Origin of the sequence: Paenibacillus sp. R14(2021) (assembly GCF_019431355.1) — a bacterium.
Classification (GTDB): Bacteria; Bacillota; Bacilli; order Paenibacillales; family Paenibacillaceae; genus Paenibacillus_Z.
In genome coordinates, this window is sequence record NZ_CP080269.1 from 2,985,538 (window position 1) to 3,011,377 (window position 25,840).

Sequence of the window (25,840 nt, forward strand, 5' to 3'; positions counted from 1 at the left end):
CATAGGGATTACAGCCTGACGGCGATATTTTGCGCGGCGATGCACAGCTCGGCTGCCTTGAAGGCATGTGCCTGCGTCATCGCGTATTCCGTCCGGTTCAAGCAGTCCAGGATCAGCTCGCCAAAATACGGGAAGCCCACTTGGCCGCCCACGGACAGATGATGCTCGCCCTCGTGATTGACGAGGTAGACGTGATCGCCGCTGCGATCGCGGGCGATATCGATGTACTTGCGCAGCTCGATAAAGCCGTCTGTGCCGAGAATGATCGTCCGCCCGTCGCCCCAGGTGCCAAGACCGTTCGGCGTCAGCCAGTCCACGCGAAAATAATTCGTCGCGCCATTATCGCCTACCAGCGTCGCATCCCCGAAATCCTCAAGCTCCGGCACGTCCGGATTGTTGTAGTTCGCGACCTTGCTGCTAGCGACAGTGGCATCTTTGCAGCCCGCAAAGAAAAGAAACTGCTCGATCTGATGGCTGCCGATATCCGTCAGAATGCCGCCGTACTGGGCCTTGCGGAAGAACCAATCCGGACGGGATGGCTTGTTCAGCCGGTGAGGGCCGGTGCCGATTACCTGCACGACGCGGCCGATCGCACCTTCCTGTATCAGTCGTCCCGCGTAGATCGCGCTCTCCACATGGAGCCGCTCGCTGTAATAGACCATATATTTGCGGCCTGTCGAAGCTGTTACCGCTCGCGCTTCCTCCAGCTGTTCGAGTGACGTAAACGGTGTCTTGTCCGTGAAGTAATCTTTGCCATGCTTCATGACCCGAACGCCGAGCGGGCCGCGGTCGGACGGAATCGCCGCCGCTGCGACAAGCTTCACTTCGGCATCCTCCAGAACAACTTCCGGTGATGAGGCGGCTTGGGCTTGCGGATACGTCTTGATAAATTGCTGGACTTTCGCTGGATCGGGATCGTATACCCATTTGAGCGTCGCTCCCGCTTCCAGCAGTCCGTTCGTCATGCCGTAAATATGACCGTGGTCGAGCGCCATCGCCGCGAATACGAATTCGCCCGGGCCGCAGACTGGAACCGGCTTGACGATGGATACAGGTGCGTAGTTCATGCCGTCGTTTCGGTTGAGGTTGACCATTATTTCTGACTCAGCTCCTCTGCGGGCTGCTCCCGTTTGAATTTCGACGACGCGATCCGCTTGTTCAGCTCCGCCTCATGCAGCGCCTCGTCAAGCGGCAGCTCCACCCAGTTGTCCAGCCATGTGGACAGGTGCATCGCATTGGAGAGCGTCAAGCCGCGGATCCCCTCTTCGCCCGGGGCCACAAGCGGCGCATCATGCAGGACGGCGTCCGTGAAGTTCTGCAGAATTCCAGCATGCTCGGGGCTCTTGCCTGGGCTTGGAATATCGATTTTCCAGCATTCCGGTCCGGCGAAAGGCTCTTTATTGCGTGCATTAAAGGCCGCTTCATCCTCGCGGAGACGGTACAGCGTCATACGCTCGTCTTCGATGACGATTTTGCCTCGGCTGCCCGTCACTTCGAGCCGGTTCGTGCCCGGCGCATCCGAGGTTGACGTGATGAATACCGCCGTCGCGCCGTTCGCGTATTCCGCGTATGCCGTCACGTCGTTCTCGACTTCGATGTCGCGGTGCTTGCCGAATTGGCAGAAGGCGCGGATGCGAGTCGGCATCATGCCGGTCGTCCACTGCCACAAATCAAGGTTATGCGGACACTGGTTGATCAGAACGCCGCCGCCTTCGCCGCCCCAAGTCGCCCGCCATGTGCCGGAATCATAGTAAGCCTGCGTCCGATACCAGTTCGTGATGATCCAGTTGATCCGGCGGATTTCGCCAAGCTCGCCCGTTGAAATCAGATCGCGCAGCTTCTGGTAGAGCGGGTTCATGCGCTGATTGTAGACGATGCCGAACTTTCGGCCGCTGGCCGCAGCCGCATCGTTCATCGCGCGTACCTGCTTGGCGTAAACGCCGGCCGGTTTCTCAATCAGCACATGCATGCCTTTGCCGAGCGCGTGAATCGCCTCCGACGGGTGGTCGTAATGCGGCGTAGCAACAATGACCGCATCGACGAGACCGGAATCAATCATCGCGGACGCATTCTCGAACACCGCGACCGCGCTGCCGTACTGCTCGCGCGCCCAATCGCGCTTGCTCGCGAATCCATCGCATACCGCCGTCAGAACAGCGCCCTTGATGATTCCCGACGTTAGAATCGAAGCATGTCCCGAACCCATATTGCCGATGCCGATAATGCCGTATCTCACCTGTGTCATGTTTATTCCTCCATCCACATTTTCATTTGATTCGCATACGTCTGAAGCATCGTTCGCGTGTCGAACGTGCCGCTGAAATCTTCAACGCCGAACCAGCCGTCATAACCCACCGCGCGCAAATCACGAAGCACCTGCTTCCATGGCACCATTCCGTTTGCAATCGGCGCCCAGCCGCTGCTCCATGCCACGGGCTGCAAGTGATCCGGCGTTTCGCCCGGCGCCGCGGACTGCCAGCCCGCGTTCTTCACATGCACATGGGCCAAATAAGGGCCGAGCAGTTCCATGCCCATCCGGTAATTCTCGAATCCCTCGTGCACCATGTTGCCGGGATCGTAAAGTACGCCGACAGCATCGGGATTGAACGGCTTCACGAGCCGGTGCGCCAGCGATGCGCTCGGGGTGATCGTGACGTGATGCGTCTCCACCAGCGCCTTGATACCGTAATGCAGTGCTAGCGATTCAATTTCACGCAAATAAGCGGTGGCCTGCTCGAACAGCTCGTTGTAGCTGCGAGTGCGGTCGTAGCCCGGTACCCCTACGCGAACCATGGAGGCGTCGAATCGTTTGGCCAAGCGCATGATTTTCTCGGTTTCTTCGATGTCGCCGCAGGCCAGATATGGCGTAATGGCAATACTTTGGCGGCCGTGCTTGGAAGCCGCTTCGCGGAATGCGGCGATCTCGGCGTCGTCCGCATTCGGCGAAATCGTGGAGCGGTTGTTGCCCCAGAAGGATGGCTTCTCGGACCGCACCTCGGCAGGCGTGTCCTTGCAGCGCCATTCCAGTCCGGCAATACCCGCGCCCGCAGCAGCCTCGCAAAGCTCCTCGGGCGTAAGGTCCGGCGCGGCAACCGTAAATATCGACAGCTTCAACATGGGTCGGGCTCAGCTCCTTGTTTTCGAAATCGCTTCCCAAATGCCGTTCAAATACGTCGCGCCAAGCGCTCTGTCGAACAGTCCATAGCCGGGACGCCCCTGCTCGCCCCAAATCATCCGTCCGTGATCCGGACGAAGCGGACCCGCGAATCCTGTGTTATAGAGCGCTTCGAGCACGCGCGTCATGTCGATGGAACCATCCGACGAGAGATGCGACGATTCTTGGAAGGAACGCGGTCCCGTCCGCAGAATGTTCCGCGTATGCGCAAAATGCAGCTTGCCCTGCGCGCCAAAATGTTGAATGATTGCGATCAAATCGTTGTCCGCGTTCGCGCCGAGCGAGCCGGAGCAGAACGTTATGCCGTTCGAAGGGCTGTCGACATGCTCCGTTAGACGGCGAAGCTGCGCCATGCTGCTAACGATGCGCGGCAGTCCAAAAATCGGCCACGGCGGATCATCCGGGTGAATAGCCATGACGACGCCGGCTTCCTCCGCAACCGGAATTACCCGCTCGAGGAAATAAGCAAGATTGCTGAACAGCGTCTCTTCCGATACCTCCGCATAAGCCTCGATAAGCTGCCCTATCTCTTCCTTCGTATAGCTCGAATCCCAGCCCGGCAGAGACAGATCGCCCTTGACCGGGTCCATGCGAGAGATGGTCTCGTCCTCGAACGTCAGCGTCGTCGAGCCGTCCGGCAGTACATGCGCCAGATTGGAGCGCGTCCAATCGAAAACCGGCATGAAGTTGTAGCAGATGACCGGTACGCCGGCTTCGCCAAGCCTGCGGATGGTTTGACTGTAATTTTCAATGAGACGATCGCGATTCGGCCGGCCAAGCTTGATGTCCTCATGCACGGGAACGCTTTCGATTACAGCCAGCTGAAGCCCCGCTGCTTCGATCGTTTCCTTCAGCGCCGCAATGGACGATGCCGGCCATGCCTCGCCGACCGGCACATCATACAGCGCGGTTACGATACCGTAAATGCCAGGGATTTGGCGGATATTTTGCAATGTGACAGGATCGTTCTGACCAAACCACCTGAACGTCATTTTCATGGACAGCACCTCTTATAGCTAAAATGGTAAGGCTTGCAAAACGAATAAGATCACGAACTCAAACCCATTGTAGCATAGGCCAAATCAATTCCTATCGCTTGGCACGATGAGATTAACCACAGTTAAACCTTTGCGGATATTCGGTTGTTAGAGTCAAAGCCGGCGCAATTTGAAAAAGCCGTCTGCGGCGTCGCGGGGACGGGACAGACGGCAATGTATAGCATGGTGAACCTAGAAGTCGCTCAGAGGAATCTCAGAGGACGATAAGTCCCTCCGGAGACTGAGTCAGCTGACGGCAGCCGGTTTCCGTAATCAGGTAACTGTTCTCGATGCCGACGACGCCCCTGCCGGGGAACGTGAATTTCGGCTCCACGGCAAGCACCATGCCAGGCTCCATTCCGTCGCCGAAGCCGCGGGCAAGCACCGGCCATTCATCAACCTCGAGCCCTATGCCGTGGCCGAGAAATTTGACCTGATTGCTGCCAAAGCCCATGAAATGATCGGCGAGCCCCGCCGCGGCGGCATCCGCAAGCGACGCGGCATAGACGGCATCGCATGCCGTGCCGGGGCGCAGCAGCTGCTCCGCATGGCGGATAATCCGCTCTGACTGGGCATAGGCCTCCGCCAGATCATCCGGCAGACCGCCAATGACCGCGGTACGCGTCTGGTCGATCACATAGCCGTCGATGCAGCAGCCGATATCGATCAGAATCGGCTCGTGGCGGACGATGGCTTTACGGCTCGTGCTCTGCGGAGCGGCCGGACCGAGACCGAGGCCGCCGGCCGGGCCGTCGAATGCACTCGGTACGGCCGCAGCCGCTCCCGAGCCTAGCATGCCTGTCATGATTTCCATGTTGTAGCTGCGCGTTCGCATGAGGCCGATATGCCCGCGGATTCGCATCTCGTATTCGAGACGGGCCATCAGCTCAAGCTCGGTAAGCCCTTCTTTGATGATGGGCAGGGAAGCCTCCAGCGCTTCCGCCACCACTTGGGCGGCTGCTTCGATTCGGCTGACCTCCCACGGCGATTTGATCATCCGCTCCCGTCGAAGCAGCGCCGAGCCGTCGATCAGCGAACACGGCGCCTCGCCATTACCCCCGGCGAGCACTTCAAGCAGCTTCGCATAAGTTGCTGCCGGAAGCACATCCATTTCCGTCGCAATCATGACCGCCGCCCCCGCTGCTTTGGCAAATACGGCCGGATGACGCTGCGCCAGCTGCTTTCGGAAGCCGCGCAGCGAGGCCAATGCCTCGACCAATGCAGCCGACTCCGACTGCGCGCGCTCCAAGCTGCGCCGAACATAAAATACCGCTTCTCCCTCAGCAGGGATAAACGCATAGCCCGCCTGCATCGAGCCCGTATAATAATATAAATCCACATGCTGCGTAACGAGGAAGGCGTCGATGCCTTCGTGGACTAACCGCTCCTGCAGCCGTACGATTCTTGCCGTGATCTCTTCCCGTGCCACTGCTTCCAATTGTCTGTCGTTCACTGAACCCGCTCCTTGCGCTTAGCTTTGTTCCTCCCATTACAACAAAAGAACGGCAGGCACGTCAACTAAGACGTCAGCTCCGCCGTTCCTTTGATGGTCCATGTGATCGGTTCAATAACGGCAAATACGCGCGGATACACGATTCTGGCAATCAGCACAACGCCGGGACGCCGCAGTGTTACTTCGTAGTCGGCGCTGTCATTCCGGTACGTATACGGAAAGGTGTTGTCGTCATTGATGATCTGAAAATCGACAAGCTCGACCCGCTCCTTCAAGTACGCGCCCGGCAAGGGCACTCCGTCTTCGCCGAGCTGTAAATTGCGCTGCAGGTACAAACCGGCTGCCGCACGTGCAGCAGCTTCGTCAATGTGTAGCCGGCCGTCGGCAAGCGCTGCCGCATCCACCTGCTGCGCAGCGGCATGAGCAGCACGATTCACGGCATGCTTGCCTTGAAACAACGCCGCAATCGCCATTTCCTCATCGGTTTGCAGCGCATGCAGCAGCATCCAGACGACCATCATCAGCATAACGAGCACGAGCTTGTACATCAGTCTCTATCCTTTCCCGAACGGCATACATCAATGATGGTTAAGGTACATACTCGCTCATTTTCGTCCCTGTGGCTTTGAGCAGGGCGTCTGCCTGCGGCGGATTGATGCCGATTAATCGGTCAATATTCAGCAGCCCTTCCACCGGGTAAGTAGCCGTTAGCGATAACGGCGCTCCGCGGAGAAGCGGAGCTGCCGGATTCGTGGCATCCGGCCCGCCTTCCGACGACACCTCGAAACCAATCGAGGCCGGATCTAAGCCGAAGCCGGCCATTCGGAGCTTTGCTTCGTTTAGCATTGCGGCATCGATATAACCGTGATCTCCGTTCGCGCCGACTTCCAGCAAATAATCCACCTCCTGCTGGAGCACAGCTTGACGTGCGATCAGCACATGCTTATAAATCGGTGAAAACATGAACCAGCACATCATGGCGGCCAGCAGCACGAATACGAGGAGACTCTTCACGGACTCATCCTCCGGATGCTGTCGCTCATATGGCTGCCCGATCGCTCCAGTTGTTTAGTCGTCCCTTCCTCGCCGCCCGTAACGTCCGTGTAGACGAGTACGGCGACGATGATGAGCAGCAGCGTCATTAGCAGCGAACGCATCACGCGCCTCCTTCCCCAGTGCAGCACATTCTACCGGCTTTACGGCGTAAGCATGGTGCTGATTTTCGTATTGGCGGAATTGCCCTGCGACTCGATTTGCGCCTTCGTGCCCGTCGTGTCTTTGTTGATGATGGCGTTAAACAACAGAATGACGACGACCAGCATCATTACCGTGATTAGAATATTACGCATGCACGCTCACCCCCTTAGTTCAATGAATTAAACAGCTTCTGTCCTTCCCGGACCCAGGGATAGATGAAAATTTGGAATGTGTACAAAATCGGGATACCTGCCAGTACGAACAGAAAGTACGACGTCGATTCCTTGCGGCTGTCCTTCGCAAGCTCCAGCTTCTCCTTGTAATCCTGGATCCGCTCGCGCAGCAGCTCGTAATATCGCTCGCTCTCATGCAGGCGAAGCGAATCGATCGTCTCTACGAAGCTGAGCCCTTCCTCCGTTCCAAGTCTGAGCTTTAGACGCCTAAGCGCGCCTTCCGCGTCGTGATACCACTCGCCGAGCAGCTGCTGCAGGTCGCTCCGCATGACACGGGTAAAAGGAAGACAGCGCATAAGCTTCGTATGGATATGGAGCGAGGAACCCGAGAGATAGAGCAGCTGGTTGCTAATCACATAGATTTCCTTGGTCATCCGCTCCGCGCGCGTTCGGCGCACCGCCTCGAGCCATGGCAGATCCCATAAGAGCAGCAGAAGCATGATCGCAAGAACAAGCGGAGCGGCAACGCGCGGCACGGCGTTCAAGCGCACAAACGAAAGCCCGTAAGCCAGCGCGCACCAGATCGGCGTGCTCATGAAGAACATCCGGCGAAGCAGGAGATACATGGTCGCATCCCCGGTATATCCGCAGCCGGCTAACAGCCGTTCCCTTTCCTTGAAGGATGGCGCATTGCGGCTTAAACCGAACGCCCGAAGCCACCGCTCATGAACGGTATAGGTCCGCCATTTCAATAATGCCAAATGCCCAAAACGCGGCCGTTTGAAGGAGACGGCCTTCAGCAGAGCGACGACAAACACGATACCGAGCACATATTGAACGGCAAGAGCCGCCCACATCAATGCCATTTCGAATGAGTTGCCCATAACGCCGGCAGGGCTCCTTTCACATTTTTTTGCGAGAGAGCCATAGGCCCATGACGAAGGATAAAAAAATCATGACAGCTGCGTTCAGCAGCATGTCGCGGCCTCCAGGGTCGATGACGTAATACCGATAAGCGTTCTCCGGGTTGTAATGGACGTTGATGCCCACGAATAACAGCAGAAACAAGAGCGGAGAGAAATTCGCGATCCGAATCTCCAGCAGCTTGTTGCGCTCCTGTTGATTCGATCTTCGGGCTTTGCGCATATCCGTGATCAAATCCTTCAAATTCCCCGCTATCGGATGGCCCTCCGCCAGCCCCGCACGAACGATATTGATAAAATAATCGGCCCATACATGGCCAAGCGACGCCGCGAATATCCGCAGGCTGGCCTCATCGTCTCCACGGACCGATACGTTGCGGTACAGCTGCTCGAACACCGCCTGCATGGGACCGAGCAGCCGCTTCTCCTCCACCGTGCGCTGCAGCGCGGCGCGGATCTGCCGGCCGCCGCTGACAAGGCAGCATTGATAGAACAATTCCACCGCCGGCAGAAAATCGATTCGTGTCTTCATCTGGCGGTGCACCAGCATCATGCGAAGCAGCAGATAGGGCAGGGAAACGAGTACGCCGCCCAGCAGGAGCATGCCCTTCAAGCTTTGGAAGAACAGACCGCCGAACGCTGTCCCGATAAGTAGAAGCAGCAGGCTGGTTACGACAAGCGAGCCCGGGCGCCAGCTGAGCTGCAACGATTCCAGCAGCTCCGATACATGCCTGTACGACCGGTCAAACCGCTGCAGATAACGGGCAAGCCGCTCCTCGATCCGCTTCTCCCGCCGATAATGCAATCGGCCGATCACCTGCTGCCGATGCAGCCATAAGCCCAGCAAATGACGGAAAGCGATAAACAAGGTGCAAAACAAGGCCGCCGCGAAAGCAAGCAAGGCAAACTTGGTCATAATGCGCCACCTGCGCTTCCCTCCCGGTCTTCATCAAGCCGCTGTTGTCCTCTCTCATCCGGGTCAGGCCAGACCGATCGCCAGGATTCACCCATCTCCCTAAGCAGTCTGGCTGCCGCATTTGCAGAAGGCAGATGCGGATACGTCCAATCTCCAGCCGCTTCGTCAAATACCGCCCATTCCCGCACGACCGGCTCCCCGCGTTCCCACGCCATCTCCGCTAAACGCACCAATCGGCGCCGGCCGCCGGCAAAACGCATTTCAATGCCGATCTGAGTCACATATTCCGTTATCCGCTTCATAAGCCGGTCGCCATTCATGCCCCGGCCGTCCTGCATGCACATATCGGTAATGGCTTCCGGCACATCCTCGAGCGTATTGGCATGCAGCGTCGTCATGCTCCCTGCATGTCCGCGCGTACAAGCCCTCACATAGATGTTGGCATCCTCGTCCCGAATTTCGGCATGGATGATCCGCTGCGGCGATTGACGGAGCGCGAGCTTAAACGCTTGCCCGGAACCATGCAGCTGATCCTCCTCATCCACCTCGTATTCGATGACGTTCTTCTCGGGAAAATCCTGCTGGAGCATGAGCTCATGCCGGCTCTCGATCGTAATGAGTCGTTCTTCATCCGGCAGTTCCCCGATCAGTGCTTTAATCAGATGAGTCTTGCCGGAGTTCGTCGGCCCGATAATGACAACATTAAATCTGGCGCGCAGGACAGCCAGCAGCATCTGCCGCAGCCGTTCGCTGATCGTGCCGTATTCCGTCAGTCCGAGCTGATCCAGCCGAAAGCGCCGAACCGTATAGAAACGCAGGGTAAGCGTCGGCTTCGCCGTAAAGCCGAAGCCCGTCATTGTCACCCGCGTGCCGTCCCGAAGCATAACTTCCGCCCAGCGTTTGCGCGGGTTAATACGGTCATTGTTGTACAGTACGAGATTCTGCTGAATCCGTTCAACCTCGCGCAGCGACTCGAATGCGTAGGTCGAAGGATGGCTGACCCCGTCCCGCACCTCGAAAATAACCGTGCCAACGACTTGTATTTCCTCCAGCCCTTGCCGATTTCGAAGGACCAGCTCAAGCACGTTCATCCCAATTACTTCTGCGAACAAGGCTTCGGCAAGCGTACCGTACGGATGTTTGTAGCCGTGCAATTCAAGAATGCGCTGCCGGAGCAAACGGTCGGAAATAACGGCCAATATTCGTTCGCGATCATCCGTATAGCCGAGTACCGCGCGGTTCAGGCTCTCGTTGTACTCGCGCCGTTCCTCTTCTGTTTCTCCTCTCTGCTGCGCCAAGTATGTCCGCACGTCCTCCGCGAGCCGCTTGAAGTCCTGCTGAGCAGCTGCGATCGAAACCGCCTCTTCCTCCCCGCCTCCTTCTCCAGCCCATAACGCAGCCGAGAAAGCAGCGGGCGAGAAGCGAATTTCCTCCTTTCTCGTCAAGAGCTCACCCCGCCCCGATGCGTCAGCAGCTTCTTATGCCAAGGCTGCACAACCGGCTTCGTCTGACGCCTCATCCCGTACGCTTCCGTTATAGCTTTCGCCGGCCCTTGCATCATTCGCTTTCCCCGATCGTTCTCGGTCAGCCATTCCTCCAACGTCCCGCTGTCCAGCTGCGTCAGCATTGAATCTGTCAGCGTCAGCTCACCAAGCATCGTCACGCCGAGCTCTTTGCCAATGTCCTTCACATGAAATCCTCCCTTGCTCCAAGGCGAATGAATAATGATGCTCTGAAATGACTCCAGCGAAAAGCCGTAAAGCGGCGAAAGCTGCCTCACCCAGCGCTGTCCATCTTCTTGAAAATGGGACAATGCACTTGTCGTGACGACGATTCTCGTACTCGCTCTTCGCAGCGCGCTTAGGGTTGCCGCATTATCCCAATAAGCCCCGACGTCGGCAACCACCATATCGAACGTATGCTGCGCTGTTTCCAGCACGTGATCGATTTCCTCGATCGTATAGAATTCCGCCTGATCCCGAAGCATGTTGCCGAACAGAACATGCAGACCCGGCTGTTTGCGGCATCGATGCATGGAGCGAAGCAGCTTGTCTGGATAAAGCGAGCGCGTCGCCATCTCCGGCCGCAGCGAATCGAGCGTGGCGGCGGGCTCATCAACACCCAGATACCGGTGCGTCTTCGCACTCTTCAAATTCAAGCATAAATAGCCGACGGTGCCGCCGCTTTCCTCTGCGATCCGGCAAGCTGCGGCAAATGCGGCAGCCGATGTTCCGATATTCGGCGTCGTTCCGACGAATGCAATGATCGGCGCCCCCTCCATACGCGCTGGAAGCCGACTCATCGCACCTGCTCCTTTGCAGGCGCGCCTGCATTCAGCGATTCCGAAGAGTATGCAATGACGACTTTGCTCCTCCCGCCCTTGCACAAGGCATCCAGCTGCAGCCACTGATCCTCCGTTAAATTCAAATTGATATAATCAATCATCCTGTTGGCATCCCGTCTCGAGGCGTACATGCCTTCCTTGTCTCCGTTTGCCAGCGACATCAAATTGGGATTCTTCGTATCGTCGATCTCCACGTTGCCGGCTGTCTTGACGGAAGCGACCGTAACCGGATCCTGGAATAACCGTGCGGAATTCACCGTCTCCCCAGACACATACAGCATGACCTTGTCTCCTGCCCGGATCCCATTCGAGATGGAAAGCACATAGTCCCTTGGAATGCCGAACGTCGACTGGCTCCTGCTTGGCAGCAGCCGGAACTTATCTAATTTCCAATCGAGCAGCGGTTCTCCCGCACCTAGAGGGACGACCACTTCCATCCCGCTCAGCTCGTCGCCGCGCACCGACATCTCCGGGCTGTACAAGGCTTTGGCAATCTGCTTCGTACCGAGCATGTCCGTCGTAAGCCGCTCACCCGCCGCGACAAACCGAACAGGCACAACAACACTGACCGTTTCCTGAAACTTAACCTGGCGCAGCTGCAGTACATATACGCCGTAAACCAGAAGACCTGATAGAAGCGCTGCTGCCGCTGAAATGACCATATTTCGTCTACGATTCATCCTGATCCCTTCCGCAGTGGAAGCGCCGATATATAAAAAAAAGAACGCAGGCCGGGCATGGTGCCCAAGCTTGCGTTCTTCGCATAGCGGTCGCTAATGATCTGCTCATATAATGTTGACCTCATAATAGCAGACATTATTTTAGCTGTCTAGATAAAATTGGGATTTTTGTCGAACCTACAACTTGAGCTCCTTTTTAATCTGCGCGTATCCGCTGCGCTTGAGCGATTTACGATACTCCACCGTTCCGATCCGGCAGCCGCTGCCGATCGTGACATGCGTGCCACGTACCACATCGGCAATCGTGTTCTCCAGATAGATTGTTTCCCCTTCGATCAGCTCTGCCGTGAGCGTCATTGGTCCCTGGCCGGAAAAGAACTGCTTGATCCCTCCCCATTTGGTCGGCCTTACGGTTATCCGTCCGCCGCCGATTTCCTTCGCACGGCAAGGTCCCCACGTACGGATATCCACCTCGTTCGCGTTCAGCAAGCCGTGAATATGAAATCCGCCGCGCGAGTCGAATGCGTCGGCCTCGCATTCGCCGCGTACGTCGAGCTGTCCTCTAATTTTGATTGTGCGGCTCCTCATGCTGCCTTGAAGATCCATCTGCCCCATGATGCTGAAATCATTGCCGAATAAGTCGCCTCGCACGGATGCTTCTCCGATCAGCCGGATTTTGCCGGATTTGAGTGAGCCGTCCACCTCGATATTGCCCATGCTGCGGATGGAGTCGCTCTCCAGCGGACCGAAAATCTGCGCCTCGCCCATAACACGCACGTTATGGTAGCTGCCGCCGTTCGTAGAGCCGTTGCCGGTAATATGAATATTCGGCTTCATCGTCATATGCACCCCGTTCCCTCCTCCGTTTTAGCCAGCAATTTGGTGCCGGTCGCCGACCTGCGCCAGCGGATGAACGATCAAATCGCCGCTGTACTCTACGCGGCCGATCTCACAGCCTGGACCGATAATAACGGTTCGGCCGCGGACGACAGCTGCCGTGGTCTGTTCCAGCTCAATGATGTCGCCTTCGATGAGTGAAGCATTCATACGTGCCTGCCAGATCGGGAGCAATGACTTCATGACGCGCAGCAGCTTGGCGCTGCCGACATGCTTGATGCTTATAACGCCGCCTCGTATGCCTTCTGCCCGTCCCGGCCCTTCCAATTGCAGGTCGATGCTTTCACCGGTCAGCCAGCCGTCCACGAGAAATGCGCCTCTCGCCTTGCATTTCTTCGTCTCGCAGCTTCCCTTCATTTTCAAATAACCGCCAAGCTGCAGCTCCTCCGTGCAAAGCGAGCCATGAACGTGGATATGACCTTCAAGCTTCACAGCCGGGGACAGCACCGATCCTTCGCACGTAAACTTGCCGGATGCCTCCAGTTGCTCCGACGCCGTAATGCCTCCTTCTACCGTCGACATGCCGCTTGTCGTAAATGTAAAGCAGTCGATTGCCCCGTTTACCTTGCATACACCTTCCATCTTGACACTGTAGTAATCACCGCCGCCTGCATGACCGATGCCTGCGATTTGCAAATCCGGACGACTCGTCGTTTTCATATGCATTCCTTCACTCCCCTGGTTCATTCTCTTACTCTCATTATGGCTCGCATCGCCATGAGGAGACAGCGGCGGAAGATGGAACTTGAGCTACGTCCGCAGACGGATGGCGCTTGCCTCTTCTGCGGCAGTCCCCGGAAGCGCACAAAAAAAAGAGCCTTGCAGGCCCTCATGGTGTGTACGTCTATCGGTAAGATAACTTCAAAAATCAATAAGACCGACACTGATTTGAAGCGCTTCATCCACCTTACGCATCATTTCATCGTCAAGGTGAGTGATTTTGTCAGTTAAGCGCTGCTTATCAATCGTTCGAATCTGTTCGAGCAAAAGTACGGAATCCCGGTCGAAGCCATGGGATGCCGCATCGATTTCGACATGCGTCGGCAGCTTCGCCTTCTGAATCTGGGCGGTAATGGCTGCCACAATGACAGTTGGACTGAAGCGGTTGCCGATATCATTTTGAATGACGAGAACAGGCCGTACTCCACCCTGCTCAGAGCCAACAACAGGTGACAGGTCCGCAAAAAACACATCGCCGCGTTTAACGATCAAGCTTACACCCCGCTTACGAGTCGGCCGAGCGTATCGCCGGCATCTTCCTCCGCTTGAAAAGCTTCCGACGCCATTACCAGGTTAATCTTGGCCATCTCCAGATAGCCCCGCTGCATAGAATCTCGAATCTGGCGCTTCTTCCGCTCAATCAAATACAGCTTCATAGCCTGACGAATAAATTCGCTTCGGTTCGAGTTTTCTTTGGCGACGATTCCGTCGACTTCCTCCAGCAAATGATCCGGTAAGCTGATCATAATCCTTTTGGTATTTTGCAAATTGGCCACCGAACTCGCACCCCCAAAACATTTCCAGCAAGGTGAACCGGCTATCGCCGTCTATAAGAAGGCGAAACGCGTTTCATCCCGGAGAAATATAAGCCTACAGATAGTCAAAAAAGGCTTATATTTCAAAAAACAGTAACAGTATGTCATTGTTTGGTCCGTATTATACACCCTGATATGTATGCGCACCGTATATCAAGTATGCTGCATACATGTATAACCGCAAAGACTTTAACACCAATTTAAACACGCTAATCTACATTATTCGAGACCAGACGATAAAATCCTCTTGTCCCAGCGCTAAACCCAGCAAAGAAAATTATTCCACCGTGCGCAGCAGCGGGTTGACGACAGCAATCGTCCTCTGATCTCGGGTATATACACGCGGAACGCGGGAAGCGATCATGCAGGTCACTTCATAATTAAGCGTTCCGAGCTTATCCGCTACTTCCTCGGCCGAGATGACGGCGTTCCCCTGCGAGCCAATGAGCACGACCTCTTCCCCGTTAACGACCGGCCCAGGCCCGCCGGCCGAATCCAGCCCAATCATGCACTGGTCCATGCAAATCGTTCCGAGCACGGGCACACGCCGGCCGCGTAGCAGCACCTCCGCCTTGCCTGTCAGCATGCGGCTGAAACCGTCCGCATAGCCGACCGGAAGCGTTCCGATCGCCTCGTCGCCTTGTGTTACATACCGGCTGCCATAGCTGATTCCCCAGCCCTTCGGCACTTGCTTGACCATGACGACTTCGGTCTTGAGCGTAAGCACAGGCTTCAGCGCGATACGCTGCCGGTTCACTTCCGTCGAAGGATACAGGCCGTACATGCTGATTCCTAGGCGAAGCATGCCGCCGCCCATCTCAGGGGTATCGATTCCTGCAGCGCTGTTCGCTGCATGAATGATCGGAATGTTCAGTGCTTCCGTTCTGAGCTGCTGAACAAGTGCAGTGAAACGCCCGTGCTGCAACTGCGTGTAGCTCTTATCAGCCTCGTCCGCGCGCGCGTAATGCGTAAACAGCCCCTCGACGTGGAGGTTCGGTTCTTCCATAGCACGACGGATAAAGGCCACCGCATCCTCGCCGGCCAACTGACCAAGGCGTCCCATTCCCGTATCGATCTTGATGTGCACCGTGAGCTTCTTGCCGCTCGGCAATGCAGCCGCGGCTTCAAGCACGTCCTCGCGAAACAAAGCTATCGCGATGTCGGCATCCCGGGCAATCGCAAGACCTTCGGGCGGAACATAGCCCAGGACGAGAATCTTGGCCTTCAATCCGGCCTGCCTCAGCTGAAGCGCCTCATCCAAAAATGCGACACCCAGATAATCGACGCCGCAGCGTTCCGCTTCCCGGGCCGTTTCAACCGCACCATGCCCGTAGGCATTCGCCTTTACCGAGGCCATAAGCAGCATGCCCCCAGGAATGGCCTTGCGGAAAGCCTGTAGATTATGCGCCAGCGCATCCAACGAAATTTCTGCCCGCGTCGGGCGATAATAAGCTGCTGTGCTCACCTTGCTCCACCTTCATTCCCAAAAGTAAACGCCTGCCGCGTAGCTGGGCAGGCGTTTATCTCAAAATCCAAGCCTGATAAGATTCACCCTTATCATTGCGCTTGTATTTCTCCGGAATGAAACAAGCCGCGCCGCCGATCAAGACGGAGCGGACCGTTTCACCTTGTTAACCCATAACCTTTATGTTAAACGCTAACGCTCGGGGCTGTCAATGAAAGGCTGGGGTCATCGTAATGGGCAAGTGTTGGAAATCCAAGAATGGAACGGTTACTTGGATATCTCGCCTTGAACGGATTGCGCGACTTTAATCATCTCATTCTCTGGCAGGTTTCCGCTCGTAATCCGGAACTCCTTGCCTTCGTACGTCCATGTCAGCGTATGCTGCCCCAGCTCTTCGCCGAAGAGTTGACCGTAGGTAAAACCGAGATCGACGAGTTTCCCTGTCGTTGCGGAAACGGCTACATCCTTCGGCTGCGTCTCGATCAACGTGTATTCATAGTCGCCGGCATAACGGATCATAATGCCCGGATTGCCGCCGAAAACGATATCCTGCTGGTCTTTCTCCGAGACGCCGTCCGGTAAATACGATGGCTCCATGCCCGTAAAAGTGCCTTCCGCAGGGGCAACCGCGCCTTCTGCTCCGTCGCTTGAAGCATTATCGGAGGCGTTGTTGCTGCTGTTGCTGCCATCGGCGTCCGCATTCGTCGCATTCTCGTCCGGACTTGCATTGTCGGTTGACTGGTTCCCATTGTTCGAGCTGTCTGCGTTCGTTGCGGCATTGTTGGACGGATCGGCGTTATTTTCCGAGTTGTTCGTGCTGTCGTTCGTCGTTATCGTGTTGGCATTCTCGTTCGCTCCGCTATTCGTGCTGTCGTTCGTCGATGTTGTGTCGGCATTCTCGTTCGCTGCGCCATTCGTGTTATCGGCATTGTTGTCAGGGTCGGCCATCGTCGGCTGATCGCCGCCTGCTGCCGGCGTGCCCATATTCTTCTGGGTATCGAATACGCCCTTCTCCAGCTTGGAGCCGAATTCAAACGAGTCGAATTTCACCGAGACCATAACCGCATTATTCGTATCGCTGACTTCGACTTTATTCGGTGCGTAATCGGATTTGTTCAGCCAAATTTTCTGACGGGCCAAGGTACCGTTCTGATAATTCGCCATGACGTCGAAGACGTAGGCGTCATTATCTACTGCAAACTGACGGGAGTTGTCCAGCAGAATGCTTTGGACAAGCGTTTGATACAAGTAGACCTGGCCTTGGTTCGCCGGCCAATCGCTCTGGAACCGGAAGACTTTGTTCAGCCGCGGCGTTAGGACAAATACGCCTTCGTCGTTGCGCAGCACGATCTGCGTAATGTCTTTCTTCGCATTCGTCAAGGCGATGCGGTAATACTGCGGCTTCTGGTACGAAACATCCACATCGTACTCGAGCGGCTGCTGGCCGGTGAACAACGTCATTTTACCCTTGCCGTGGTAGCTGTCCAAACCGTTTAACGTTTTGTCCAAATCCTTGACAACCGATTCCGCGTCCTTAGTCCCGCAGCCTGCGAGCACCGCCGTGAGGCAAAGCAGGATTACTGCGATGAAACTGAATCGACGACGCATGAAATCAACCCCTCATCACAATTTTTTAAACGTATCCGGAGCTGTAGAGCAGCCAGTGCGGATATCTCGCACAGGGCTCGTACGGGACGTGGCCGTTTACGCTCGACTTGTACCATGTGTATGAGGGGACTTGGCCGATTATGCAGACAAGTTGGAGCTTGTTCGATAAATGGCAGAAGGCCCGGTGCTCTCTCGCGAGATCAACGGGCCTTCTACTGCCTTTAATAAGAATTAATTGATAAATGCAAGCTGCTGGAGCATTTTGTGCAGAGCAACGACTGCATTGGCGCGTGTCACCGGAAGCGCAGGTTCAAATTGTCCGCGCAAGCCCGTCTCCATGATGCCGCTGCTCAGCATCGTCTTGACATCGTCCGCCGCCCAGCTTGCTACTGCCGCCGAGTCAGAGACGGCATTGAAGTCGATGGACCGCGATTGAAGCGTCTTGCCCGCTTTGCCGGTATAATCGACCGCTCTAGCGATCATAACCGCCATCTCCTGGCGGGTGATGATGCCGTTTGGCGTAAACCTGCCCTTATCATCGCCGATAATGAAGCCGGCTTTGGCTGCGCCGTCCACGACGCCTGCATACCAAGCCTTCTGATCCACGTCGATGAACCGAAGCGTGCTGCTCTGCGGAATCGTCATGCCGAGCGAACGAACCAGCAGCGCGGCGAATTCCGCCCGCGTGACTCGCTGTTCCGGCTTGAAAAGCGTGTCCGTAATGCCGAGAACGACTTTTTTGGAAGCCATGATTTCGATATCGTTCTTTGCGGCGTGGTTCTTGATGTCCGAGAACGATTTGGACGCGCTCGTGATCGTATAAATGCTGTTATGGGGCGCCTTGACGTCAACGAAAACAGCTGTGCCTTCTTTACGTACGAAAGCAGGCACGAAGGTCGATCCTTTGGACACCGGATCATAGACAAGCGCCGTAACATGGTTAGCATCGACGCTGTCGCTTAAGGAGAATGTCCGGGTCACGTAGGTGCCGTTGAAATCTTTCATTTCAATCGACTTGCCCTGGTTGTCCAGCGTAACCGTAAAATTGAAGGAAGCCGACAGTTTCGCGAAGCCCTCTTCTAAAAGCTGCTGCTCAATAGTCGAGTTAAGCGCTGCACCTATCCGTTCCATCGTAATTAAAATATGCACATTTCCTAAATCCAGGCCGCTTGCGCCTAAGCTTTGCTTCAGATTGTCGCCGCTAAACGCTTCGAGCGGAAGGGAATACGTGACATCGTTGGATTGGATGACAACCGCTGTCTGCCCATTGGCTTTGCTCGTTGATGCCAGCAAACTTGCCGGAAGCTCCACCGTCGTCTTGTTACCGATGGTTCCAACAGGGATGACGACCTTCGGCGTAATGGACTCGCCATGCTCTTTCTGATAGGTATCCGAGTTTTGCTGCGCATCCTTGAACGCTTGCGCCAATCTATCCGGATTTGGCGTGACCTGATCCACTTTTTCACCGCTCGTATCTATTTCTTGCTTGATTACGAAATCGTCCGAGCCCAATGTCACCGTGGGGTCAGCAGCTGGTGCAGCAGGAGGAGTGATCATACCGCCACCTCCGCCTCCACCTCCACCTCCACCTACAGGAGGCGGTGTTCCCCCGCCGCCTCCGCTTGTCGGAATCGGGCAGGCACGGAGACTTGTGCTATTAGCTGCTGCCGCTTGCGCCGAGATGGCATGCGGACTCGCCTTGCGAGCAGGCTGTTCATTGAGCGAAAACGCTGCGATCGTTACACCCATGTCGTCATTCGCGTATTCCATGAACAGCTTATTAGCCTCGTCGCCAAGGAAGATCTCTTCTGCATTCGCAGGAACAGCACGTTCGCTCTCCAGCTGAAACGAAGCGTAATTATAGGTTCTAAGCTTGCCGTTGTCCAAGGTATAGAACTTCTGCAAATCTTGCGAGAAAACGATGCTTTGGAACGGCTCGATGCTTCTTGAGTAGACCATGTCGTCTGCTTTAACCGATGAAGTCGTGAAAATCGTGCCAGCTCCGTTAAACAAATAATTGCCGTCCGGAGAAATCCGGAGGTATGTCGACATTGCGTAGTCGCCATGGTAAGGAGAATCATAGCCGCCGATCGTCGACTTGGGGTCGGTAAACTGAGCGGCCGCGTTAACATTGTACGCATAAATATCCCTAGGGCTAACATCGGTGTTGATGGAATAAAGATGACTTGAGCTGCCCAGCTGCAAATAACTGGCCTCGCGGATCGTCACGGTATCGACCGCCGCCTTCGTCGTACCAGAGAAGGACGTAAAATTGGTCCATTGTCCCGAGCCTGAGGACACATAGATATTTCCGTCCGCATCCACCACCAGATCAAACGGATCGATCGGCACGTTGAACTGATCCAGCTTCGTGAGCGTCTCCCCGTTCAATATCGCAATGCTACCCGTTTGATCTTCATTCCACCACGTATAATCGTGAGGCCGATCAACGAGAGCAACGTAGAGCTTCCCGTTCGCCCAGTACAGCCGCTCAGGCTGACGATCCATCTCAATGCTCTCAACATCGCCGGTATCGAGGTTCACCGCGTTAACCGTAAAGCTTTTGTCGGCAATGGTATACACAATCGGCTCAGTTGGATGCTTTATCATCTGCTTCACGTCGCTGTTGATATGCGCCCAATCCTTGCCTGCGGCAATCGGAAGCGAATTCGTTCGGTTAATGACTGGAACGTTCTTGAATGCATCCAGCTCATTGCCGTTAAAATCTGTCACATTCAAGTACGTTTCCTCATCAGAAGGCTTATAGGAAACACTGACCTCGTCCGTGGGAGCTACACGATCGGGCAGTGTCAGAACAAGTCTTCTCGCGTTCGAAGTAACATCGATAGGCTGAACGGTGCTACCGTTGATTTCCAACGAGAAGGTTTCCCTCGTGGAACTATAGGAGGCTTGCACGTATTCATTAAACGTAAGGGTAAGCTTATCGCCGCTCACTCTAGCCGTGCTGAGCACCGGCTTGGCGGTATCGTCCGATAAGAAATACGTGCTTGTCCAGTCGGATCGCACGCCTTTTAAATCCGTGCTCTTCAAATTGGAAACGGACAGCTTGTAGCCATTTTGCGAAACAAGCGCGTTGGTCGTCAAATAGACAACATTCTGATCGTCGCAATCCACTTCGACTTTGCTGATTTGAGGGTCGGCATTCCCGAGCAGCAGAGATTCGAGCTTATAGTTCGCCGTGTTCCCAAGCGTCGAAAAATCCATCGCATGATCGAACACGGCCATAACGACGTTATCGCTGATCGAGCCTGCGGCCAGAAGCTTCGGACTGAGGGAATCTTTTACGGCTGCTACCGTCCATGTCTGCTTGCTGCCGTTCTCAGCCGTTACTGTATAAGTCACAGGTATCGACAAATTGATAGCCGTACCGCTGGCAGGAGTAACTGAAGCCCCTTGCGATACGCGGACGACCGGACTGATTGCGGTCAGATCGTCATCATTCTCGGCATAGACCGTGACCCGATGGCCGATCGGATCGACAATCGCCGGCCCGCTCATGAATTCGGCATTGAAATCGTCGATATTGTTTTGCGACTCCGGATCCAAGACGGCGCCTTGAACCAGCCAATCCTGCGCCAGGCCGTTATCGGATGTGATCGTATACTTGACGGGCACCTCGAAATTCTGCGTTTCCGTCGGGTCCGGACTGACGGAAGCCCCCGGCGAGACGGCAATACTCGGTGCTAACTTCGTGAGATCGGTGCCGTATTTCACTTGAAACGTTACGGTATGCGAGGCACTGTTAATGATAGCATTATCCGCCATTCCCGTCGTATGGAAGGCCACAATGTTATTCTCATTGCTTGTGTATGGCAAACCGACGGCCGCCCATGCGTCCTTGACGGCGGCAATCACTGCTTCCTTCTGCTCCTCAGGGAGATTTAAATCGCCAGCGGCCAGCACGAACGCGTCTCTTGCAGCTTCAAACCCCGAAGTAGGCGTCAAATAGGAAGTCAGCGCTCCATAGGTGATTTGGCCGAGCAGTGACCGGCCCTGGCCCTCTAAGCCCGCGACGCCGTCAATACCGGTCGCAACCAAGTAGGCCGCGTGGTTCGGAATGCCGCTATTCAAATGAACGCCGCCGTTATCGTGATCCTCGTCCTCAGGAAGCTGCACGTAGCCTGCCATGGTTGAAGGCTGCGGATCTAGGCCGCGGTCCGGATTCTGCATGTCGCGAAGCACGCCATGTACGCCGGCAACGCCCGTATCTTCGCCGATTGCCCAGTCCTCATCGTCAAACACGGCAGCCATGATGTCAGAGACGGACTCGTTCAGCGCTCCCGATTGTCCGACATAATCCAGATTCGCGGAATATTGGGTGACCGCATGCGTAAATTCGTGGGCGATTACGTCGTTCGCGCACGTCAAGCATTCAAACAAGTCCGCGCCGTCTCCATAAACAATTTCGTACCCGTCCCAATAGGCATTATCAATGGCTCCGCCATTCACGACCGAAATAATCGACATGCCATTTCCGTCCAAGCTGTTGCGTCCAAAACGATTGGCATAAAAATCGTAAACCTGCCCCGCAAAATAATGCGCGTCAACAGCCTCAGGATCCGCAAAATCCGAGGAGCTCGATGTAATCGGGAAGAACGGATTTTCGATATCGTAGGTATCGATCGTACCCTTCTCCGAACCGTTCTCCGAGCTGTACATCGGTTTTGTTTTATCGATCAACATGTACGTTCCGTCGGACTCCTGCGAGACATTAATCGCTCTAGAAGTACCATAATAGCCTTTGCCTGAGCCTGCTGCGCTTTCTCCCGCTTGCTCCATTAAGCTGAACTTCTTGAGAACCGCGCCGGTTTGCGCATCAACGAAACCAGTCCAACGTCCGATTGTAGGCTGGATATATTCCATCTCAACCCGGTAAGCCAGCTTATACGTGCCTTCATATGGATAAACGAGCAGTTCCGTCTTAGGCTGTCCAAGTTCACGCGCAGCGATATGGCCGCCAAGCGTAATGGTATATCCGACTGCCTGCTCAACATCGGCCTGAAAGAGGCCTGCCGCCGCTGACGGCGCGATTGCCGGCTGCGTCTCCAGTGACAACGCATCTAGATCCGACGACGAGTCGTTCGTAATCGCGTACATACGCTTGTCCGCGCCTAGATGGGCGGTTACATATTTCCCGTATACAGGCAGCCCTTGGTAGGTTTGCTGCAGCAAGTAATGCTGTTTGCCCCCATTGTCTCCCGTCTTCTTCACAATCGATAGATTGCTCTTGATGCCAGTCAAGCTCTTCGCATCCTGCTTGGGCGTGAAGAAATCAACCACATCGGAGTCGGACTCCAACTCGCCGGACAGCTTGCCTTGCAGCAAGCGCGGCGCATCCGACAGAGACAGCCCCTGCGACTCCCCGGCCAAAATCGGATTGCCCGCCATGCCTTCATTACCGTTTGCATTTGCCGATGCAGCCGGAACGAAGACTCCGGAGACAACCATTACCATGGCCATTGCAGATGCCAAATAGGACTTAAGACGTAAATACCTCAACTATGCTTCCTCCTCAAATGATTCCATCCATACTAAGAATAGTAAAAAATACCACAACTCTTAATATAGTTGAATCCATTTTAAGAGACAATGCATTTTCATAGTCTTATGAATTCGGTGACCGCCAACTCCAGTGAAGTGAGCGATGCGCATGCGCCGCGTTGATACCATTTTTAGCCCCTTTACTGTGTATAATAATTCATTTATATTAATAATTATTCATACTTTAAGGTGGTCGAATATGAAACATCTGTTATCTTTAAAGGAATTTAACCGGCAAGAGCTGATGGCACTTATTCAGAAAGGCCTCGACATCAAGCTGAACCCTGAGGACTACTCCCACGCGCTCAGCCGCAAAGGATTACTGATGCTTTTTCAAAAAACGTCGACGAGAACGAATCTCTCCTTCCAATCCGGCATCAACCAAATGGGCGGGTATGCCGTTACGATGGACTGGGCATCCAGCAATTTCAGTATTTCGCCTATTCAGTACGAATCCCGATACGTCTCGCGCAACAGCGACTTCATTATGGCGAGGCTGAAAAATCATGCCCACCTTCTGGAGCTCGCCGCCTATGCAACCGTTCCAGTCATCAATGGCTGCTGCGATCGGTACCATCCCTGCCAGGCTTTGGCCGATTTGATGACGATCTATGAGGTATCCGGAACCTTCGACGACATTACCGTCACCTATGTCGGCATTCATAATAATGTTGCCAATTCGTTGATTGCAGGCTGCATGGCCCTAGGCGTTCGTCTGCTGCTCGTCACGCCGATCGTGAATGAAGCTTCGTGGGACGAGGAGCTTATGTCGCAGGCTTATCGGAGCGGATTCGTTGCCAACATGGACATATTGGCTGAAGCTGCCGCGCTCTCGGATTATGTGTATACAGATACATGGATCGACATGGAGCATTACAATGATCCGGATTACCAATCGGAAAAAGAATTCCGACTGGCGACGATGATGCCCTACCAGGTAAACAGCATGAATCTCGGAGACCGTACACCGTACATCATGCATGACATGCCCATCCATCCCGGATTCGAAATTGCCGCGGAGCTGGTCGAATCGAACAAATCCGTCATCTATCAGCAGGCGGAGAACAGAATGCACGTTCAGAAGGCACTCCTGTTGTATTTGCAAAATATCGATTAAGAACCGCTCAGTCGCACTATTCCAGCCTTGCACTACGCAAATGTTTGCCGCCTGCGGCTGCCCGCTCGGTCCAATGAACGTCCTCCCCCTCGGTCCCGGGATTGATTCCGCACCGCCGGCAATGGCTTATAATCAGGTCAGCTGGTAAAGACAGGAGAGGTTATTACGCATGATCGAAACGAAAAAAAGCAATAAACGGCTCGTGCTCATCGGCCTGATGCTGGGGCTGATCTTCGCCGAGCTCGATGAGACCGTCGTATCGACGGCCATGCCGACGATTATCCGGGAGCTGCACGGCCTATCGCTCTACGGCTGGGTCGCAGGCGTCTACATGCTTGCCGTCACGATGTTCATGCCGATTCTCGGCAAGCTCGCCGATCTGTACGGCCGCAAGCGCGTTTACTTAAGCTGCATGGCCTTGTTCATGACCGGCTCCATTGTCAGCGGATTGGCCGGTTCTATGACGATGCTGCTCGTCGGGCGCGGCATACAAGGGATCGGCGCAGGCGGGTTGATGCCGCTCGCGCTCGTCATCATCGGCGATACGTACCCGCTGGAGCAGCGGGCGAAGATTCAAAGCTTATTCGGCCCGCTCATGATTCTGCCGCAGCTGCTCGGCCCGACGGTCGGCGGCTATATGGTCGGCCACGTCAATTGGCACTGGGTATTCCTGATCAATATTCCCGTTGGACTCATTGCTGCGTCCGTGCTTTCAATCGGTATGCGGGAATCCCGCGGCCAAGAGAAGCGGTCGATCGACTGGCTGGGCGCAGGCACGCTAGTCGCCGCCCTGCTTTCCCTGCTGCTGACGCCGGTGCTCATCGACAACCAAGGCTTGTCCTGGTCATCGCCGCTCATCATCGGCTTGCTTGTGCTCTCCGGTCTGCTGACGGCTCTCTTCATCTACATCGAGCGCCGCGCCGAGGAACCGATCATTCCGCTGCGGCTCTTCCGCAACCGGTCGGTCGTCGTCCTATCCGCCATCGTACTCATTCTGATGCTTGGCATTATGGGCGGCATCGCAACCTTCCCGTTCTTCGCCCAGAACGTCATGGGGCTGACCCCGACGGCAGCCGGTTATCTCATGCTTGCCTTCATGGCCGGCGCGATTCCGTCGAGTATCGTGAACGGCTTTCTCATCACGAAGGTGCCTTACCGCAATTTGTTCATCGCCTGCTTCCTGCTGCCGATCGTGGGCTTCTATCTGCTGACGCAAATCGATATCAGCACGACCATCGTCTACATCGTGGTGACGTTCTTCATCCTCGGTCTAGGCATCGGCGTACTGTTCGGCAGCGACAATCTGATCGTGCAGGAATCCGTCGACAAAGCCGACAGCGGCTCTGCGCTCGGGACGGTGCAGCTGTTCCAAGCGCTCGGCGCCACGATCGGCCTAAGTATCTTCGGCAGCCTGCTGGCGCGGCACATTAATACGGGTGTATCCGGACTGGCAGACCAGCTGCCTGAAGGAACGGCGAAGAATATCGCGACCGGCGGCATTCCGGATGGCCTTCCGCACGAGCTGTTGGTTAAGGTGCAGACCGTGTTCGCGGAATCGTTCCAACATATATTCAACATCTCGTTCGTCTTCGTTATCGCGGCTTTCGTTGCCTGCTGGTTCTTGAAGAAGGAAGTGCTGCAAAAACGGGAGGAAGACACTGCTGCCCCAGCGGCAGCGGCGGAATCATCCGCGCATCTGTAGATTGACAATTGCGGCAGTCATGGCTATAGTGATTCTAATGATTACCTAAATACTTC

23 protein-coding genes are annotated in these 25,840 nt (G+C 55.3%); 2 read left to right on the forward strand and 21 right to left on the reverse strand.

Annotated elements, in window-relative coordinates:
• Positions 1-8: 8 nt before the first annotated feature.
• From KXU80_RS13950 to KXU80_RS14050, 21 genes are all read right to left on the reverse strand, one after another.
• On the reverse strand, positions 9-1,094 hold the full coding sequence (locus KXU80_RS13950) for a Gfo/Idh/MocA family protein (protein ID WP_219838774.1): 1,086 nt from the start codon (positions 1,092-1,094) through the stop codon (positions 9-11).
• Entirely contained in the window at positions 1,094-2,245 is a 1,152-nt protein-coding gene (locus KXU80_RS13955) for a Gfo/Idh/MocA family protein (protein ID WP_219838775.1), read from the reverse strand. Before KXU80_RS13955 ends, KXU80_RS13950 begins: the two co-directional genes overlap by 1 nt.
• Before the next feature lie 2 nt (positions 2,246-2,247).
• Positions 2,248-3,114, reverse strand: a complete 867-nt coding sequence (locus tag KXU80_RS13960) for a sugar phosphate isomerase/epimerase family protein (RefSeq protein WP_219839040.1) — start codon at positions 3,112-3,114, stop codon at positions 2,248-2,250.
• Positions 3,115-3,126: 12 nt separating this feature from the next.
• The gene (uxuA, locus tag KXU80_RS13965) at positions 3,127-4,173 is read right to left on the reverse strand and encodes a mannonate dehydratase (RefSeq protein WP_219838776.1); all 1,047 of its coding nucleotides are present in this window, start codon (positions 4,171-4,173) and stop codon (positions 3,127-3,129) included.
• Positions 4,174-4,426: 253 nt separating this feature from the next.
• Entirely contained in the window at positions 4,427-5,665 is a 1,239-nt protein-coding gene (locus KXU80_RS13970) for a M24 family metallopeptidase (protein WP_258171391.1), read from the reverse strand.
• Between the two features lie 65 nt (positions 5,666-5,730).
• On the reverse strand, positions 5,731-6,213 hold the full coding sequence (locus KXU80_RS13975; RefSeq protein WP_219838777.1) for a hypothetical protein: 483 nt from the start codon (positions 6,211-6,213) through the stop codon (positions 5,731-5,733).
• A gap of 40 nt (positions 6,214-6,253) precedes the next feature.
• Entirely contained in the window at positions 6,254-6,679 is a 426-nt protein-coding gene (locus tag KXU80_RS13980) for a hypothetical protein (RefSeq protein WP_219838778.1), read from the reverse strand.
• Positions 6,676-6,822 (reverse strand): hypothetical protein, encoded by a 147-nt coding sequence (locus tag KXU80_RS13985; RefSeq protein WP_219838779.1) that lies wholly within the window; start codon positions 6,820-6,822, stop codon positions 6,676-6,678. The genes KXU80_RS13980 and KXU80_RS13985 overlap by 4 nt, the downstream gene beginning before the upstream one ends.
• Before the next feature lie 39 nt (positions 6,823-6,861).
• Complete coding sequence (locus KXU80_RS13990) at positions 6,862-7,014, reverse strand: hypothetical protein (protein WP_219838780.1); 153 nt, start codon at positions 7,012-7,014, stop codon at positions 6,862-6,864.
• 14 nt (positions 7,015-7,028) lie between these two features.
• Complete coding sequence (locus tag KXU80_RS13995) at positions 7,029-7,919, reverse strand: hypothetical protein (RefSeq protein ID WP_219833891.1); 891 nt, start codon at positions 7,917-7,919, stop codon at positions 7,029-7,031.
• A gap of 19 nt (positions 7,920-7,938) precedes the next feature.
• The gene (locus KXU80_RS14000; protein WP_219833892.1) at positions 7,939-8,874 is read right to left on the reverse strand and encodes a type II secretion system F family protein; all 936 of its coding nucleotides are present in this window, start codon (positions 8,872-8,874) and stop codon (positions 7,939-7,941) included.
• Positions 8,871-10,319 carry an ATPase, T2SS/T4P/T4SS family gene (locus KXU80_RS14005; protein WP_219833893.1) on the reverse strand — a complete coding sequence of 483 codons (1,449 nt, stop codon included), beginning with the start codon at positions 10,317-10,319 and terminating at the stop codon, positions 8,871-8,873. Before KXU80_RS14005 ends, KXU80_RS14000 begins: the two co-directional genes overlap by 4 nt.
• Positions 10,316-11,176: a CpaE/TadZ family protein gene (locus tag KXU80_RS14010; protein WP_258171008.1), complete on the reverse strand. Its 861-nt coding sequence runs from the start codon at positions 11,174-11,176 to the stop codon at positions 10,316-10,318. Before KXU80_RS14010 ends, KXU80_RS14005 begins: the two co-directional genes overlap by 4 nt.
• The gene (locus KXU80_RS14015; protein WP_219833894.1) at positions 11,173-11,898 is read right to left on the reverse strand and encodes an SAF domain-containing protein; all 726 of its coding nucleotides are present in this window, start codon (positions 11,896-11,898) and stop codon (positions 11,173-11,175) included. The genes KXU80_RS14010 and KXU80_RS14015 overlap by 4 nt, the downstream gene beginning before the upstream one ends.
• 177 nt (positions 11,899-12,075) lie before the next feature.
• Positions 12,076-12,747: a hypothetical protein gene (locus KXU80_RS14020; RefSeq protein WP_219833895.1), complete on the reverse strand. Its 672-nt coding sequence runs from the start codon at positions 12,745-12,747 to the stop codon at positions 12,076-12,078.
• Positions 12,748-12,765: 18 nt separating this feature from the next.
• The gene (locus tag KXU80_RS14025; protein ID WP_219833896.1) at positions 12,766-13,461 is read right to left on the reverse strand and encodes a hypothetical protein; all 696 of its coding nucleotides are present in this window, start codon (positions 13,459-13,461) and stop codon (positions 12,766-12,768) included.
• Between the two features lie 195 nt (positions 13,462-13,656).
• Positions 13,657-14,007, reverse strand: coding sequence for a type II toxin-antitoxin system PemK/MazF family toxin (locus tag KXU80_RS14030; RefSeq protein ID WP_090644310.1), 351 nt, complete (start codon positions 14,005-14,007; stop codon positions 13,657-13,659).
• A gap of 2 nt (positions 14,008-14,009) precedes the next feature.
• Positions 14,010-14,291, reverse strand: coding sequence for a CopG family ribbon-helix-helix protein (locus KXU80_RS14035; protein ID WP_090644307.1), 282 nt, complete (start codon positions 14,289-14,291; stop codon positions 14,010-14,012).
• Between the two features lie 316 nt (positions 14,292-14,607).
• Positions 14,608-15,795 carry an alanine racemase gene (gene alr, locus KXU80_RS14040; protein WP_219833897.1) on the reverse strand — a complete coding sequence of 396 codons (1,188 nt, stop codon included), beginning with the start codon at positions 15,793-15,795 and terminating at the stop codon, positions 14,608-14,610.
• A gap of 267 nt (positions 15,796-16,062) precedes the next feature.
• Positions 16,063-17,403, reverse strand: a complete 1,341-nt coding sequence (locus KXU80_RS14045) for an outer membrane lipoprotein-sorting protein (RefSeq protein WP_219833898.1) — start codon at positions 17,401-17,403, stop codon at positions 16,063-16,065.
• 231 nt (positions 17,404-17,634) lie between these two features.
• Positions 17,635-22,923 (reverse strand): M4 family metallopeptidase, encoded by a 5,289-nt coding sequence (locus tag KXU80_RS14050; protein ID WP_219833899.1) that lies wholly within the window; start codon positions 22,921-22,923, stop codon positions 17,635-17,637.
• Positions 22,924-23,164: 241 nt separating this feature from the next.
• Here KXU80_RS14050 and KXU80_RS14055 point away from each other — a divergent pair, with 241 nt between their 5' ends.
• Together KXU80_RS14055 and KXU80_RS14060 are read left to right on the forward strand one after the other, a co-directional pair.
• Complete coding sequence (locus tag KXU80_RS14055; RefSeq protein WP_219833900.1) at positions 23,165-24,082, forward strand: Rossmann-fold NAD(P)-binding domain-containing protein; 918 nt, start codon at positions 23,165-23,167, stop codon at positions 24,080-24,082.
• A 169-nt stretch (positions 24,083-24,251) separates the two neighbouring features.
• Entirely contained in the window at positions 24,252-25,784 is a 1,533-nt protein-coding gene (locus KXU80_RS14060; protein ID WP_219833901.1) for an MDR family MFS transporter, read from the forward strand.
• Positions 25,785-25,840 lie beyond the last annotated feature (56 nt).